This window comes from Microbulbifer sp., assembly GCF_051659245.1.
Lineage (GTDB): Bacteria > Pseudomonadota > Gammaproteobacteria > Pseudomonadales > Cellvibrionaceae > Microbulbifer.
In genome coordinates this window covers 34975-49191 of sequence record NZ_JBOFOC010000078.1, presented here as the reverse complement: position 1 = coordinate 49191, position 14217 = coordinate 34975, and the positions used below count along the sequence as shown (strand labels likewise).

13 protein-coding genes are annotated in these 14217 nt (G+C 63.1%); 10 read left to right on the top strand and 3 right to left on the bottom strand.

Annotated elements, in window-relative coordinates; genetic code table 11:
* Positions 1-105 precede the first annotated feature (105 nt).
* The 4 genes from ACRC0P_RS08215 to ACRC0P_RS08200 all read left to right on the top strand — a co-directional run bounded on the left by ACRC0P_RS08215 (position 106) and on the right by ACRC0P_RS08200 (position 4318).
* Positions 106-795: a response regulator transcription factor gene (locus tag ACRC0P_RS08215; protein WP_438629748.1), complete on the top strand. Its 690-nt coding sequence runs from the start codon at positions 106-108 to the stop codon at positions 793-795.
* Positions 785-2035 (top strand): sensor histidine kinase, encoded by a 1251-nt coding sequence (locus ACRC0P_RS08210; RefSeq protein ID WP_438629746.1) that lies wholly within the window; start codon positions 785-787, stop codon positions 2033-2035. The genes ACRC0P_RS08215 and ACRC0P_RS08210 overlap by 11 nt, the downstream gene beginning before the upstream one ends.
* 73 nt (positions 2036-2108) lie before the next feature.
* The gene (locus tag ACRC0P_RS08205; RefSeq protein ID WP_438629744.1) at positions 2109-3191 is read left to right on the top strand and encodes a type 1 glutamine amidotransferase domain-containing protein; all 1083 of its coding nucleotides are present in this window, start codon (positions 2109-2111) and stop codon (positions 3189-3191) included.
* 212 nt (positions 3192-3403) lie between these two features.
* The gene (locus ACRC0P_RS08200; RefSeq protein WP_438629742.1) at positions 3404-4318 is read left to right on the top strand and encodes an alpha/beta fold hydrolase; all 915 of its coding nucleotides are present in this window, start codon (positions 3404-3406) and stop codon (positions 4316-4318) included.
* Positions 4319-4503: 185 nt separating this feature from the next.
* Here ACRC0P_RS08200 and folK read toward each other — a convergent pair whose 3' ends face one another.
* The 3 genes from folK to tsaD are packed head-to-tail and all read right to left on the bottom strand — an operon-like array spanning position 4504 to position 6457.
* Positions 4504-4995 carry a 2-amino-4-hydroxy-6-hydroxymethyldihydropteridine diphosphokinase gene (gene folK, locus ACRC0P_RS08195; RefSeq protein ID WP_438629740.1) on the bottom strand — a complete coding sequence of 164 codons (492 nt, stop codon included), beginning with the start codon at positions 4993-4995 and terminating at the stop codon, positions 4504-4506.
* A gap of 2 nt (positions 4996-4997) precedes the next feature.
* Positions 4998-5393 (bottom strand): dihydroneopterin aldolase, encoded by a 396-nt coding sequence (folB, locus tag ACRC0P_RS08190; RefSeq protein ID WP_438629738.1) that lies wholly within the window; start codon positions 5391-5393, stop codon positions 4998-5000.
* A gap of 35 nt (positions 5394-5428) precedes the next feature.
* Entirely contained in the window at positions 5429-6457 is a 1029-nt protein-coding gene (gene tsaD / locus ACRC0P_RS08185) for a tRNA (adenosine(37)-N6)-threonylcarbamoyltransferase complex transferase subunit TsaD (RefSeq protein ID WP_438629736.1), read from the bottom strand.
* 172 nt (positions 6458-6629) lie between these two features.
* Between tsaD and rpsU the strand changes: the two genes are divergently transcribed.
* The 6 genes from rpsU (at position 6630) to ACRC0P_RS08155 (ending at position 14071) form a co-directional block, all read left to right on the top strand.
* The gene (gene rpsU, locus ACRC0P_RS08180) at positions 6630-6845 is read left to right on the top strand and encodes a 30S ribosomal protein S21 (RefSeq protein WP_183461320.1); all 216 of its coding nucleotides are present in this window, start codon (positions 6630-6632) and stop codon (positions 6843-6845) included.
* A 240-nt stretch (positions 6846-7085) separates the two neighbouring features.
* Complete coding sequence (locus tag ACRC0P_RS08175) at positions 7086-7532, top strand: GatB/YqeY domain-containing protein (RefSeq protein WP_438629734.1); 447 nt, start codon at positions 7086-7088, stop codon at positions 7530-7532.
* 34 nt (positions 7533-7566) lie between these two features.
* Positions 7567-9528 (top strand): DNA primase, encoded by a 1962-nt coding sequence (gene dnaG / locus ACRC0P_RS08170; RefSeq protein ID WP_438629732.1) that lies wholly within the window; start codon positions 7567-7569, stop codon positions 9526-9528.
* Between the two features lie 206 nt (positions 9529-9734).
* Positions 9735-11591: an RNA polymerase sigma factor RpoD gene (rpoD, locus tag ACRC0P_RS08165; protein WP_438629730.1), complete on the top strand. Its 1857-nt coding sequence runs from the start codon at positions 9735-9737 to the stop codon at positions 11589-11591.
* Positions 11592-11687: 96 nt separating this feature from the next.
* On the top strand, positions 11688-12074 hold the full coding sequence (locus ACRC0P_RS08160) for a diacylglycerol kinase (protein WP_438629728.1): 387 nt from the start codon (positions 11688-11690) through the stop codon (positions 12072-12074).
* 404 nt (positions 12075-12478) lie between these two features.
* Entirely contained in the window at positions 12479-14071 is a 1593-nt protein-coding gene (locus ACRC0P_RS08155; RefSeq protein WP_438629726.1) for an autotransporter family protein, read from the top strand.
* Positions 14072-14217 lie beyond the last annotated feature (146 nt).

Sequence of the window (14217 nt, the reverse complement as noted above, 5' to 3'; positions counted from 1 at the left end):
TCATTCCTTCAGATTATCCCGCGGCCGCTCTAGATTTCACTTCAATTTCACCCGCACTTTGTCACAATGACCCGGCGAGCAGATGACAAATAAAGAAGCGCGCCGGTGAAACCCCTTAAGATACTGCTGATCGAAGACAACCCCACCATCGCCCGCCAGATTGGCGAACTCCTCCAGGCGCACGGCTGGCAGCTGGACTTCGCCCACAATGGGCGCCTGGGCATCGGGCTGGCGCTGGACCAGATCTACGACCTGGTCATCCTCGATCTCAACCTACCGGATATCGACGGCCTGGACGTCTGCCGGCAGATTGGGGAGAGAGCCCAGGTAAACCTACCGGTGCTGATGCTCACCGCGCGGGATGCCTTTGCGGACAAGGCGCAGGGTTTCAATACCGGCGCCGACGACTACCTCACCAAGCCGTTCGACCCCAGGGAACTGGCACTGCGCTGCCGCGCCCTGGCGCGCAGAAACCAGTTGCACCGGAGCAACCGGACCTGTATCGGCGAACTGACCATTCGCCACCGCGAACATATTGCATACCGGGCCGGACGGCCGTTGAAACTCACTTCCATCGGCTTCCGCATACTGACCATCCTCGCCCACGCCTACCCGGAAGCGGTGAGCCGCTCGGCCATCACGCACCAGCTCTGGGGGGACAACCCGCCGGAAACCGATGCGCTGAAATCCCATATCTACAGCCTGCGCCAGTCCCTGGACAAACCCTTCGCCACACCCATGCTGAAAACCATCACCAATGTGGGCTACCAGTTGGAAACACCCCGTGAAGATTGAGCACAGTATCCACCGGCGAGTGGTCACCGCCTTCGGCGCCTTCACCCTGCTGCTCTGCCTCGTCTACACCGGCATCTGCGTGCTGGTGGCCTATGTCATCGAGGACCAGGTGCTGGACAACCTGCTAGCCGATGAGGCCCGCTACATCGAACAGCGGTTCCGGGCCAACGGAGAAATTCCCCCGCCGCGGCTTCCTTATGTCGAGCTCTACTCCGAGAGCAACCCGCCCCCGGCCGGTGTCCCAGCTGCACTGCCCGAGGGGACAACAAGAGCCGAGTGGTTCAGCGACGGCGAACGGCACTTTCACCTGCGCAGGCTCAGCCTCGACAGCGACACTTCGCCGATACTCGCCGCGGAGGTGGGGCGGCTGCTCACTGTTTCCCGCCATTCCGGCGAACTGCTTTGGCTGCTGTTCGCCGCCCTGCTGGCCACTTCTGCGCTGGCACTGTGGCTGGCCTACCGGCTGTCCTCCAGGACTGTCAGGCCGGTGATCGCCCTCGCCGAAGAGGTCAAAGACCGGCAGCACGGCGACGCGCCACTGTCCCTGCCCTCCAGTGCCGACAGGGATGAAATCGGCTTTTTGGCCAGAACCCTGGAAAGGTCGCTCAATCAACTCAAGCTCGCGTTGCGGCGCGAATCCGAATTTACCCGGGATGTCAGCCACGAGCTGCGCACGGCGATCACCATCATCAAAAACACCCTGGCGCTCTCCCATCTGCGAAACCTGTCGCCACAGGAGACGAAAGAGCTGCGCACTACCGTGGAAGCCATGGAGAACACCATCTCCGCGCTGCTCGCACTGGCGCGCGCCGAGTCCATCGAACAGAGGCCATTCGACCTCCGCCCGCTGCTGGAAAATCGCATACTCGCCCTGCACAGCAGAGTTCCGGAAAGGCAGTTCCAGGTGCGGCTGGAGATACCGGACAGCTACCCGGTTGCCGGCAACAGCCATCTTGCGACTCTGCTGATCGACAACCTGCTCAACAACGCCGTCCGGCACGCGTCCCGGCCGCAATTGCGCGTCAGGGAAGACGGATATGCCCTGGTTTTCGAGAACCCGATTGGCGAGCTCTTCGATACGGATATCTCCCTGCTCCCGGGAGAAAAAAGTGAACAGAGTGACGGAATGGGCCAGGGCCTTTACCTGGTCAAAAGAATAGCCGGTGCACTGGGCTGGCACTTGTCCACCAAGTGCGATGAAGAGCTGTTCACCTGCGCTGTCTATCCGGCTGCGGCTTGACAGGTATCCATCCTTCACCAGAATTTTACCCGGCGGCTTGTAAAGTTCTTCTGTCAATCAGGAGAACTACACCATGGGTAAAAAACTGCTATTTATATTTTCCTCTTTTGTTCTGTTGTTGCTGGCAAGCGGGTTCTGGCTGAAGAGCCTGATTCCGCCGCCGCAGGATCACCACGCACTGGCGCAAACCCTCCCCGCGGACCTGGATTATCTGCGGCAGAGGCCCGGGAAAAACCGGGGCAAAATACTGGCGGTAGTCACCAGTACCGCCACCCTGGGCGACAGCGGAAAATCCACCGGCTACGAACTGACCGAACTGGCCCGCCCCTACTACGTGTTTGTCGCCAACGGTTTTGACGTGGATATCGCCAGCCCCCAGGGCGGCCTGCCGCCCGTGGTTATCGACAACGACGACATGGGTCCCTTCGATTACGCCTTTCTCAACGATATGGAAGCACAGGAGAAGCTGCACAACAGCATTCCGATAGAGCAGGTAGCCGACAAAAATTACCGGGCGGTATTCTTCGTCGGCGGCAAGGGCGCCATGTTCGATTTTCCCGACAACCCAGCGATCCAGCGCCTGGTGCGCGGGCTATACCGGGACGGCAAGGTGATCGGCGCCGTGTGCCACGGGCCGGCGGCGCTGGCCAATGTCACAATGGAAAACGGCGAAGCGCTGGTGTCCAACCGTCGGGTGACGGGCTTCACCAATGAAGAGGAGCTGTTCCTGATTCCCGATGCACGGGAAATATTTCCCTATTTGCTGGAAGACCGGCTGCGCAACAGCGGTGCGATTTTCGAGCCGGGACCGGCCTACCTGAAGCGGGTCAGTATCGACGGCCAGTTGCTGACGGGGCAGAACCCCTGGTCCACCTGGCCTGTGGCGGAGGCGATGGTGAAGGCGCTGGGCTACAAGCCGGTTCCGCGCGCAATCACGCCGGCGGAAAATACCGTGGAAGTTCTGTTGACCTATGAACAACGGGGAATCGCAACGGCGGGGAAAAGGCTGCAGCAAATGCAACAGCAGGAGAGCAAGGCCATCGACCGGCGGCTGTTGGCGATGCATGGGATAGTGGCCGCTATGCGCGGCGAGATAGGCAAATCGCTGGATCTTGTCCGGCTGCTGGCCCGGGCCGGGAAATACGAAGCCCAATAATTCCTGTAGGAGCGACCGCTGGCCGCGATCAATATTTCTACGAACCCGGATCGATCGCGGCCAGCGGCCGCTCCTACAGAAAGTGAGCCTGCGGGCCGGGAGAGAGAGCCTGTTCGCGCCCTGCACCCGGCCGCAGCCTAACCGGCACCCGCTTTCACCTGAATTTTACCCTGCGGTTTGTAAAGTTCTCCTGTCAATCAGGAGAACTACATATGGACAAAAAACTGCCATTTACGGTCAAGGTCTTCCTTTTCCCGGGGCTGGCCTTCTGCTTCCTTGCCGCACTCTGGTACGCCTTTATTGCTCTCAAGGAGGAACCGATACCACAGGATAAAATTGTGGCGTCTTACGCTTACCGGACGCCAGACAATATTGAAATGTCCTTCAGGGATATCGGCGACCGCCAGTTTGCTTTTTCCTACAGGAGCTTTGACGGGGCACCAGTCAACGGCCGAATCAGCTATCCACCCATCGAGCGGGAAAAGTACCCAGTGCTGATCGGCATCTCGGCGATGGGAAGAGGTTATCAGCGCTGGTGGGTGGATTCGTTCAAGGGGCGGCCCACGGTAACCCGGGTAAATGAAATTACCCGGCTCGCTACCGAAAAAGGCTACGCGATGATTGCCATCGATGCCCGCTATCACGGAACCAGAAAAGATTCGCACAGGTCCCTCAGATCGATAATGAGCGACCTCCATTTCTTCGGAAACAAAAGTTACTACGAAGAAATGGTCCGGAACACCGTATTGGATTACCGGGTTCTTATCGACTGGATTTCACGGCAACCGAATCTGGACGGAGGCAATCTCACTCTCGCGGGTTACAGTATGGGGGCGCAGGTCGCCCTACTGGCCGCTGCTCTCGACCCGCGGGTGGACCGGGTTATCGCCATGGTCCCGCCCCACATCAGCGATAAAACGGCCTTAGTGGCGCCCAAGAATCTCGCCGCCCTGATAAAAAAATCTTCGGTACTTCTGATCACGGCAAATGATGACGAATATGCGTCGAAAGAGGATAACCTGCGCCTGTATGATTCGGTTGCAAGCGAGGGTAAGGAACACCTGACCTTTAGCGGAGGCCATATACTCCCGGACAGTTACGTGGAAGTTTTGGCTGAGCGGCTGTAGGAGCGGCCCATGGCCGCGATCAGGCCGCAGCGAACCTGAAATGTCGATCGCGGCCATGGGCGGGGCCGCCCCGCCGCTCCTACAGAAAGCGGACCTGCGGCCTGGCCCTCTCCCCCGGCCCCTCTCCCGCAGGCGGAAGAGGGGAGCTATTCTTTTAGGTTTCCGCGTCTTTGGGCCAAGTGCTATCAAGGCCAAGTAAAAGGCACCGGCCAGAGTTTCTGCTTCGACTTGTCGTACTCCGCCCACATCCGCGCAAAGGTTTTGCCGGTCAGCGGGTGTACGACCTCCGGCGCCAGCTCCGCCAGCGGCTGCAGTACAAAGGCGTTTTTCTCGATTTCGGCGCGGGGCAGTTTGACGCCGTCGACGGTGCCGCTCAGGTCATCGTAGGTGAGGATATCGATATCCAGGGTGCGCGCGCTGAACTTGGGGCCGCTGCGCAGGCGGCCGTTGGCGTCCTCGATCTCTCGCAGGCGCAGCGCCAGCTGCCCCAGTGGCAGTTCCGTGCGGATACCCACTACCAGGTTGTAGAAGTTGTCGCTTGTGAAACCCACCGCCACGCTCTCGAAGACGCGGGAAATCTGCAGTTCGCCGAATTCCGCTGCGAGCGCGTCCAGCCCCGCGCGGATATGGCGTTCCCGGTCGATATTGCTGCCCAGGCTCAGAAATACCTGTGCCACGGTTATCCGGCCCCTGCCGGTTTGGCGCCTGCGGCCGATAAAGCCCCACGCTCGCCCCGCTCGATCAGCACCCCCACATCCCGCGCACCGCGCACGGCACCGGGCTTGGACAGGCGCAGGCGCAGCCAGGGTACCCCGAACTCCTCGCGCACTATGGCCGCAACCTTCTCCGCCATGGTTTCCACCAGCAGGAACTCACTGCCTTCGATAAAGGCGATCAGGCGCTTGGCCACCGCCTTGTAGTTGAGCGTGTACTCGATATTGTCGGTGCGCGCAGCCTCGGCAATATTGAACGCCATCTCCAGGTCCAGGCTCACCGTCTGGCGCACTTCCCGCTCCCAGTCGTAGATACCGATAATGGTGTCCACCTTCAAATCGCGTATATAGACGATATCCAACTCAACTCTCCATCCAACTCAACTCTCCATCCAACTCAACTCTCCGCCAGTTCCGTCAGCGGCCAGCGGGGCCGCACTGTGATGCTCAGGTTCTCGCGCTGGCCCGCCTTCAGGCGCAGGCAGCCGGCGTAGGCGATCATCGCGCCGTTGTCGGTACAGAATTCGTGGCGCGGATAGTAGACGCCGGCGCCCTCCCGCGCCAAACGCGCCTCCAGCCGCTCGCGCAGCAGCCTGTTGGCGGACACGCCACCGGCCACCACCAGGGTCTTGCGCCCGGTGGCCCGGATCGCCCGGCGGCATTTGATCACCAGGGTATCCACCACCGCCACCTGAAAAGCGGCGGCGATATCCGCGCAGGTCTGCTCGTCCGGCAGGCCGTCTTCGAGGGCGTGATCGCGCACGGTGTTCAGGGTGTAAGTCTTGAGCCCGGAGAAGCTGAAATCCAGGCCCGGCCTGTCGGTCATCGGGCGGGGGAAGGTGAAACGCCGCGGGTCGCCCTTTTCCGCCAGCGCCGCCAGGCGCGGGCCTCCGGGGTAGTCCAGATCGAGCATCTTGGCGGCCTTGTCGAAGGCCTCGCCGGCGGCGTCGTCCAGGGATTCCCCCAGGAGTCGGTATTGCCCCAGGCCGCACACGTCCACCAATTGAGTGTGGCCGCCGGAGACCAGCAGGGCCACAAACGGGAAGGCGGGGGGATTCTCCTCCAGCATTGGCGCCAACAGGTGGCCCTCCATATGGTGCACCGCCACCGCCGGCAGGTTCCAGCCGTAGGCCAGGGCGCGGCCGGCGCAGGCGCCCACCATCAACGCGCCGATCAGGCCGGGACCGGCGGTATAGGCGACGCCGTCCAGGTCGCCGGGGCGAGTACCGGTCTGCTCCATCACCCGGCGCACCAGCGGCAGCAGCTTGCGCACGTGGTCGCGGCTGGCCAGCTCCGGCACCACACCGCCGTAGTCCGCGTGCAGGTCCACCTGGCTGAACAGCGCGTGACCCAGCAGCCCCTGCTCGCTGTCGTACAGGGCGACGCCGGTTTCATCGCAGGAGGTTTCAATACCGAGGACTCGCACTTCGACTCCGTTGGGGACCATTTTCGAGGCCGGCTATCATACCTGAAATGAGGCTTGCGATCGCCGGGGCGAGTGTATAGAATTTGCGCCCTCGCTCTGGACCGGCCTCCGGAATGCAGCTGCGAGACGCGATTGCCGGAAAGGCCGAGAGAAACGAATTACAGGTAAACCAATGCCATCAGTACGACTGAAAGACAACGAACCTTTTGATATCGCCCTGCGCCGCTTCAAGCGCTCCTGCGAAAAAGCCGGTGTACTGTCTGAAGTGCGCCGCCGCGAGTTCTACGAAAAGCCCACCGCTGTGCGCAAGCGCAAGGCGGCCGCGGCTGTGAAGCGCCACGCCAAGAAGCTGCAGCGCGAGAACCGCAAGTTCCAGCGCCTCTACTAAAAAAAAGAGGCTGCAGGCGCCATTAAAAAGGGTCTGCAGGCGCCACTGGCCAGAAGCCAGAGGCCCGGAACAGAACACAGAACGGCGCGCGGGCCGAACCCGCGCGCCGTTTTTTGTTGTTGGGGAAAGCGTTATTCTTGGCTCTCACCCACAAGCTTGCCACCTGTAGGAGCGGCGGGGCGGCCATCCGCCCATGGCCGCCCCTACAGAATCAGTGCAACCCCACCCGGAATAAGAACCATGAGCACACTGAAGGACTCCATCGCCCAAGCCACCAAAGACGCCATGAGAGCCCGCGCCAAGGAGCGCCTGGCCACCCTGCGCCTGATCAATGCGGAGATCAAGCGGGTGGAGGTGGACGAGCGCATCGAGCTGGACGACGCGCGTATTCTCGCCCTGCTGGACAAGATGACCAAACAGCGCCGCGATTCCATCGCCCAGTACGAGAAAGCCGGCCGCGCAGAACTAGCGGCGGTGGAACAGGCAGAAATCGACGTAATCCAGGAATTCCTGCCGGAGCAGCTCTCCGAGGCGGAGATCAGTGAAATCGTCGCCGCCGCGGTAAAAGAAACCGGCGCCAGCGGCATGGCGGACATGGGTAAGGTAATGGCCCTGGTGAAGCCCCAGGTGCAGGGCCGCGCGGACATGGGCGCGGTAAGCAGACTGGTCAAGGCGCAGCTCGGCTAAGGGCGCAGGCTCTTACCTACACAGCAGAGAATCTATGGCCGGCAAGATCCCCCAGCACTTTATCGACGACCTGCTCGCGCGGGCGGATATCGTCGAGGTGATCGACAGCCGGGTCAAACTGCGCAAGACCGGGAAAAACTATTCCGCCTGCTGCCCGTTCCACGATGAAAAGACCCCGTCTTTCACCGTCAGCCCGCAAAAGCAGTTCTACTACTGCTTCGGCTGCGGCGCCAACGGCAACGCCGTCGGCTTCCTGATGGAGTACGACCGCCTGGGTTTCCCCGAGGCGGTGGAAAAACTGGCCGCCAGCCAGGGGCTGGAAGTCCCGCGAGAGCAATTGGCCCCGGGGCAAGAGCAGCGCCAGCGCCGGAGCCAGTCGCTGTACCAGATCACCGAAAAGGCCGCGGACTACTTTCGCGCGCAACTGCGCGAGCATCCGTCCGCCGGCCGCGCGATCGCCTACCTCAGGCAGCGCGGCCTGTCCGGCGAGATAGCCCGGGACTTCGGCATCGGCCTGGCGCCACCGGGCTGGGACAACCTGCTCAACCACCTGGGCGACAGCGCCGAAAAGGCCGACCAGTTGGAGCTCGCGGGCCTCGCCATCCGCCGCCAGGACAGCGACGGCACCACCAAACCCGGCGCACGCCACCACTACGACCGTTTCCGCAACCGCATTATGTTCCCGATCCGCGACCGCCAGGGGCGCGCCATCGCCTTCGGCGGGCGGGTGCTGGGGGACGAAAAACCCAAATACCTGAACTCCCCGGAGACCCCCATCTTCCACAAGGGCCGCGAGCTCTACGGCCTCTGGGAAGCCCGCCAGGCCAACCGCGAACTGGAGCGGCTGATCCTGGTGGAGGGCTATATGGACGTGGTGGCCCTGGCCCAGTTCGGCATCCGCTGCGCCGTGGCCACCCTGGGCACCGCCTGCGGCGAAGAACATATCCAGTTGGCCTTCCGCCACGCGCCGGAGCTGGTGTTCTGCTTCGACGGCGACCGCGCCGGGCGCAGCGCCGCCCGCCGCGCCATGGAGTCCGCCCTGCCGCAGATGCAGGACGGGCACAGCTTGCGCTTCCTGCTGCTGCCAGAGGGCGAGGACCCGGACACCCTGGTGCGCCAACTGGGCGGGGAGCGCTTTACCCAGTTGATCGAAGAGCAGGCGCGACCGCTGGAGGACTTCCTGTTCGACCTGCTCGCCGAGGGCATCAACCTGCAGACCATGGACGGCCGCGCGCGCCTGTCCAAACTGGCCGCGCCGCTGCTCGACCAGCTGCCCGCCGGCGTCTATCGCCAACTGATGTTCCAGCAACTGGCCGCGCGCACCGGCCTGGACAGGGACACCCTGGAAGAAGTGATCAGCACGGAAAAGACCAGGGCCCAGGCCGCCCAGGTCCAGACCCAGGCCCAGCCCCGGCGCGAGCCGCAGCCGGAACAGGCCGGGGCCGAGCGGCCCCCCGGCCCCGATGACCACGGCGATATACCGCCGCCGCCGGAATACGAACCGGCCCGCGAACCCCGGCGATCGCCCTCCCCCGAACCCCGCCGCAGCGGCCAGTACCGCCTGCCGGCGGAGCGGATGCTGATCGCCCTGCTGCTGCACCACCCCCAACTGGCACAGCAGATCGGCGACAGCCGCCGGTTTCTCGACAGCGACCACCCCGACCTGCGTCTCTTCGGCGAGGTGCTTGAGGTTATCCACCAGCGCCCGGACTGCAACCAGAACCAGTTCTTCGGTCACTGGATGGCGCACAAGGACAAGCAGTCACTGGAGATTCTGACCCGGTTGTCCTCCAACCATCCGATTGCCGGAAACCACGACAGGCAGATGGAGTACGACCCCCAGGCGGAGTTCTCCGACTGCCTGCGACGTCTGGAGCTGGCCGAGCAGAAGCGGCGCAACCGCGACCTGCTGGAGCAGCTGAAAGGCGGCAGCGGCAAGCTCAGCGCGGAGGAGCAGATGGCGCTGCTGGCACACTGGCGACGCAGTCGCGAATAACTCCGCTGCAGCCCTTGAAAACCCGCGGTACAACACCATATCCAGTCAACCCCGGACGGGGCCGGGAAACCCGAGCACTCCAGACACCGAACCCAGACGTCACTTGACAGTCACAGTGGTTATTGCTATCGCAAATACGCTATAATCTCGAGTCTTTGTCCCGTTATTACTCCGTTATTAGCCCACCAAATTTTTCAGGGTTGTGCATGACCGACAACACCCAACAGCAGACTTCCCGTATCAAGGAACTGATCGCCCGCGGTAAAGAGCAGGGCTATCTGACCTACGCAGAAGTAAACGATCACCTGCCGGAGGACATTTCCGATCCGGATCAGGTGGAAGACATCATTGGCATGATCAACGACATGGGCATCAAGGTGTACGAAATCGCACCGGATGCCGAAGAGTTGCTGATGGCCGAAGGCGATAGCTCCGCCGATGAAATCGCCGCCGCCGAGGCCGCCGCCGCCCTGGCCGCAGTGGAATCCGACGTGGGCCGCACCACCGACCCGGTGCGCATGTACATGCGCGAAATGGGCACTGTGGAGCTGCTCACCCGCGAGGGTGAGATTGCCATTGCCAAGCGCATCGAAGAGGGCCTGCGCGAACTGATGGCCGCCCTGGCCTACTGGCCCGGCGCCGTGCAGCATGTCATCGACGAATACAGGCTGATCGAGAAGGAAGAGCGCCGCATCCCCGACGTGATCGCCGGCTGGCTCGACCCGGCCGAGGACGTGCCCCCCGGGGCACAGACCGGCCAGAGCGCCGCTCCCGACACCAGCACCAAGGACGACGACTCCGACGATGACGACGACGACTCCACCCAGGAGGAGGAGGAGAACACCGGCGGCATCGACCCGGAAGAACTCGCCGAACGCATGAAGAAGCTGATCGCCGCGCAGAAGAAAGCCGACGCCGCGATCAAGAAGCACGACCGCGACTCCAAAGAGGCCGGCGAGGCCCTGGAGGCGGTGGCCGAGGTATTCCGCTACTTCAAGCTGGCCCCGCGCCAGTTCGACCCGCTGTACAACGAGGTGCGCAGCATTCTCGACGAGGTGCGCGCGCAGGAGCGCACCGTGATGAACCTGTGCATCAGGCGGGCGAAGATGCCGCGTAAGACCTTCATCAAGGAGTTCCCCGGCAACGAAACCAACGAAGACTGGATCCCGGGCATCATCAAGAAGAAGCGCGACTACTCCGACGCCCTGCGCCAGATGGCCGAGGACATCATCCGCGCCCAGCGCAAGCTGGCCCAGTGCCAGGAGCACGCCGGCCTGGAGATCGGCCAGATCAAGGAGATCAACCGCCGCATGTCCATCGGCGAGGCCCGCTCCCGCCGCGCCAAGAAGGAGATGGTGGAGGCCAACCTGCGCCTGGTGATCTCCATCGCCAAGAAGTACACCAACCGCGGCCTGCAGTTCCTGGACCTGATCCAGGAGGGCAACATCGGCCTGATGAAGGCGGTGGACAAGTTCGAATACCGCCGCGGCTACAAGTTCTCCACCTACGCCACCTGGTGGATCCGACAGGCCATCACCCGCTCCATCGCGGACCAGGCGCGCACCATCCGCATCCCGGTGCATATGATTGAGACCATCAACAAGCTCAATCGCATCAGCCGGCAGATGCTGCAGGAGATGGGCCGCGAGCCGACCCCGGAAGAGCTGGGCGAGCGCATGGAAATGCCCGAGGACAAGGTGCGCAAGGTGCTGAAGATCGCCAAGGAACCCATCTCCATGGAGACCCCCATCGGCGACGATGAGGACTCGCACCTGGGCGACTTCATCGAGGACCAGAACCAGTCCTCGCCGATAGACACCGCCACCCAGACCGGCCTGCACGATGCCACCCGCTCCGTGCTCTCCGGCCTGACCGCGCGCGAGGCCAAGGTCCTGCGCATGCGTTTCGGAATCGACATGAACACCGACCACACCCTAGAGGAAGTGGGCAAGCAGTTCGACGTCACCCGCGAGCGCATCCGCCAGATCGAGGCCAAGGCCCTGCGCAAGCTGCGCCACCCGTCCCGCTCGGAGCACCTGCGCAGCTTCCTGGACGAGGGGTAATGCGAATGCGGAATGGCCATGGGGCTCCTCCTGTAGGAGCGGCCCATGGCCGCGATTGAGGCCAGCGTTTGGCAAACAGGCCGATAGAAACACAGCATGCAAGAAGAGTTCGTCAACAAACCCGGCAAAACCGGCGTCGCCCGCCTGATCGACGCCACCAGCTATTCCTGGCACGGTCTCGCCGCCACCTGGCGCAACGAGGCCGCCTTCCGCCAGGAGGTGACCCTCGCCACCTTCCTGATCCCCATCGCCCTGTGGCAGGGACAGAGCGGCCTCGAGCGCGCGCTGCTGATCGGCGTCACCCTGCTGGTGATGATCGTGGAACTGCTCAACAGCGCGGTGGAAGCGGTGGTGGACCGGGTGGGCCCGGAAAAACACCCGCTGTCGAAAATCGCCAAGGACACCGGCTCCGCCGCCGTCTCCCTCTCCCTCCTGCTGTGGCTCACCACCTGGAGTTGCATCCTGCTGCCGCGCTGGCTTTGATCTGAATTAAGCAGAGGTCCCTTGTAGGATGGGCAAAGGAGCGAAGCGACGTGCCCATCTTCCGAGGTCTTGATAGGCACGCTACGCTTTGCCCATCCTACAGGGACTCGGATTTTCCGCTTAACTTAGTGCCATTCAGTTCCGACCCGAATGGCACTAAGTTAAGCGCGATTGGCCCGATGTAGGGTGGATAAGCGAAGCGCATCCACCACTCCAGGCTTCTGGTGGATGCGCTTCGCTTATCCACCCTACAAAAATGTCCGGCCCCCTTAACTTAGCGGCATTCGGTTCCACCCCCATCCCAACCCAGAGTTTTACCCGCCGCCGCGGCCCCCACCTATCCCCGGCTCCACTAGACTTCCTGCACTAACGTACCAATACCGCTATAAACCAGGGACAGGTTTATGACGCGCCCGCGTATTTCCCATATCCGCCGCGCTGCCGTTCTCCTCTTAACGCTCTGCGCCGGCTACTGCGCCCCGAGAATCGCCCTCTCCGCCGGCAGCGACTCCCCGCCCACCCGTCTGATCGTCAACCCCGACGGGGTACTGCGGGTGCCGGAAATCAATGCCCGTATCGACCCTCCCGCCGGGCGACATCTGGTGGTGGAAAATCGCGGAGCCATCGATCTGCGGGGAAACACCGCGAACCATCTCACCATCGGCGGCGACTACATCGGCAGCGGCACCCTGCATCTGGACGGGGTGCTCCTGGGCGACGATTCCCCGGCGGACAGGCTGGTTATCGATGGCGGCCGCGCCACCGGCAGCACCGAAATCCAGGTCAACTGGGCGGGCGGCAGGGGAACGCAGACGGACACCGGCATACTCCTGGTAGAGACTACCGGCGGCGGCGCTACCGCAGGCGACGCCTTCCACATGCAGGACTCCCTGTCCGCCGGCCCCTACGAATACTTCCTGTTTCGCGGCGCCGGAGAGAACCGGTCTCTGGAGAACAACTGGTACCTGCGCTCCAGCCTGCTAGCGGGCAGCGCACCGCCGGCCACGGGAACGTCCTCCCCTCCCCTGGTGGCACCGGCACCACCGCCGGGCGCGGACCCACTGCCACTCTACCGACCGGAAATCCCCCTCTACGCCCAGGCCAAACCCCTGGCCCACCGGGTCGCCCTGGAGGAGATCGGCAGCTATCGCGACCGCTGCGGCGACCAGGGCAACTGGACCGAAGCGAACAGCTGCGCCTGGGTACGCCTGCACCACAGGGACGGGCGGCTCGGCTGGGGCGGCGCGGTGGAAAATCGCTTCGACGGCCGTACCAGCGGCTTTCAACTGGGGGCCAATCTCTTCAGTTGGCCCACCGACGCCGGCCTGCGGGAGTGGGGCCTGTTTTTCGGCGGCAGCCGCACCGGCGGCGACGTGCGCGGATTCGCCCGGGGTTTCAAAGACTACCGCGCAGGCCGCAACGAGCTGGACAGCTATTACCTGGGCGGCTATATGACCCACCACCAAGCGGACCGCGGCTACCTGGACATAGTATTCAGGGCCGCCTTACTGGAACTGGAAAGCCTCTCCACCCGGGATATCGGCGATACCGTCCGCGGCCCCCAGCTGACGATCTCGGTGGAGAAAGGCTTCACCTTCGCCGCCACCGACGGCATCAACCTGGAACCCCAGCTCCAGGCGGTGGCCAACTACACCAATTTCAGCGCCTTTCGCGACGACATCTCCCTCGCGGAACCGGACATGACCCCGGAAGCCACCCTGCGCGCCGGCCTGCGCGGCTACAACAGCCGCGGGGACAACCGCTACTATCTGTTCACCAACCTCTGGCACACCCTCGGCGGCAACGACGAACTGCTGTTCGGCAAGACCCGGCTGGACGGCGAGCGCCGCACCAGTTGGGCGGAGATAGGCGCGGGCTTTGTATGGTTGGAAGGGCGCGGCGGCAGCGCCTTCGCCAATATCGGCTACCAGCGCTCCATCGACGACCTGGACTGGAAGGGGGGCAGCGCCAACCTCGGCTTCGACTGGCGCTGGTAGCCGTGGCGATACCGGAGGGCCCGATGCCGATCCCGATTCCGAGCGCATCCGGCCGTAGGGTGCGCCGTGCGCACCGCCCCAGGGCTCGCGCGGATTTCAGACCTTTTGGTGCGCACGGCGCACCCTACGGCCGGGCTTAACTCAAC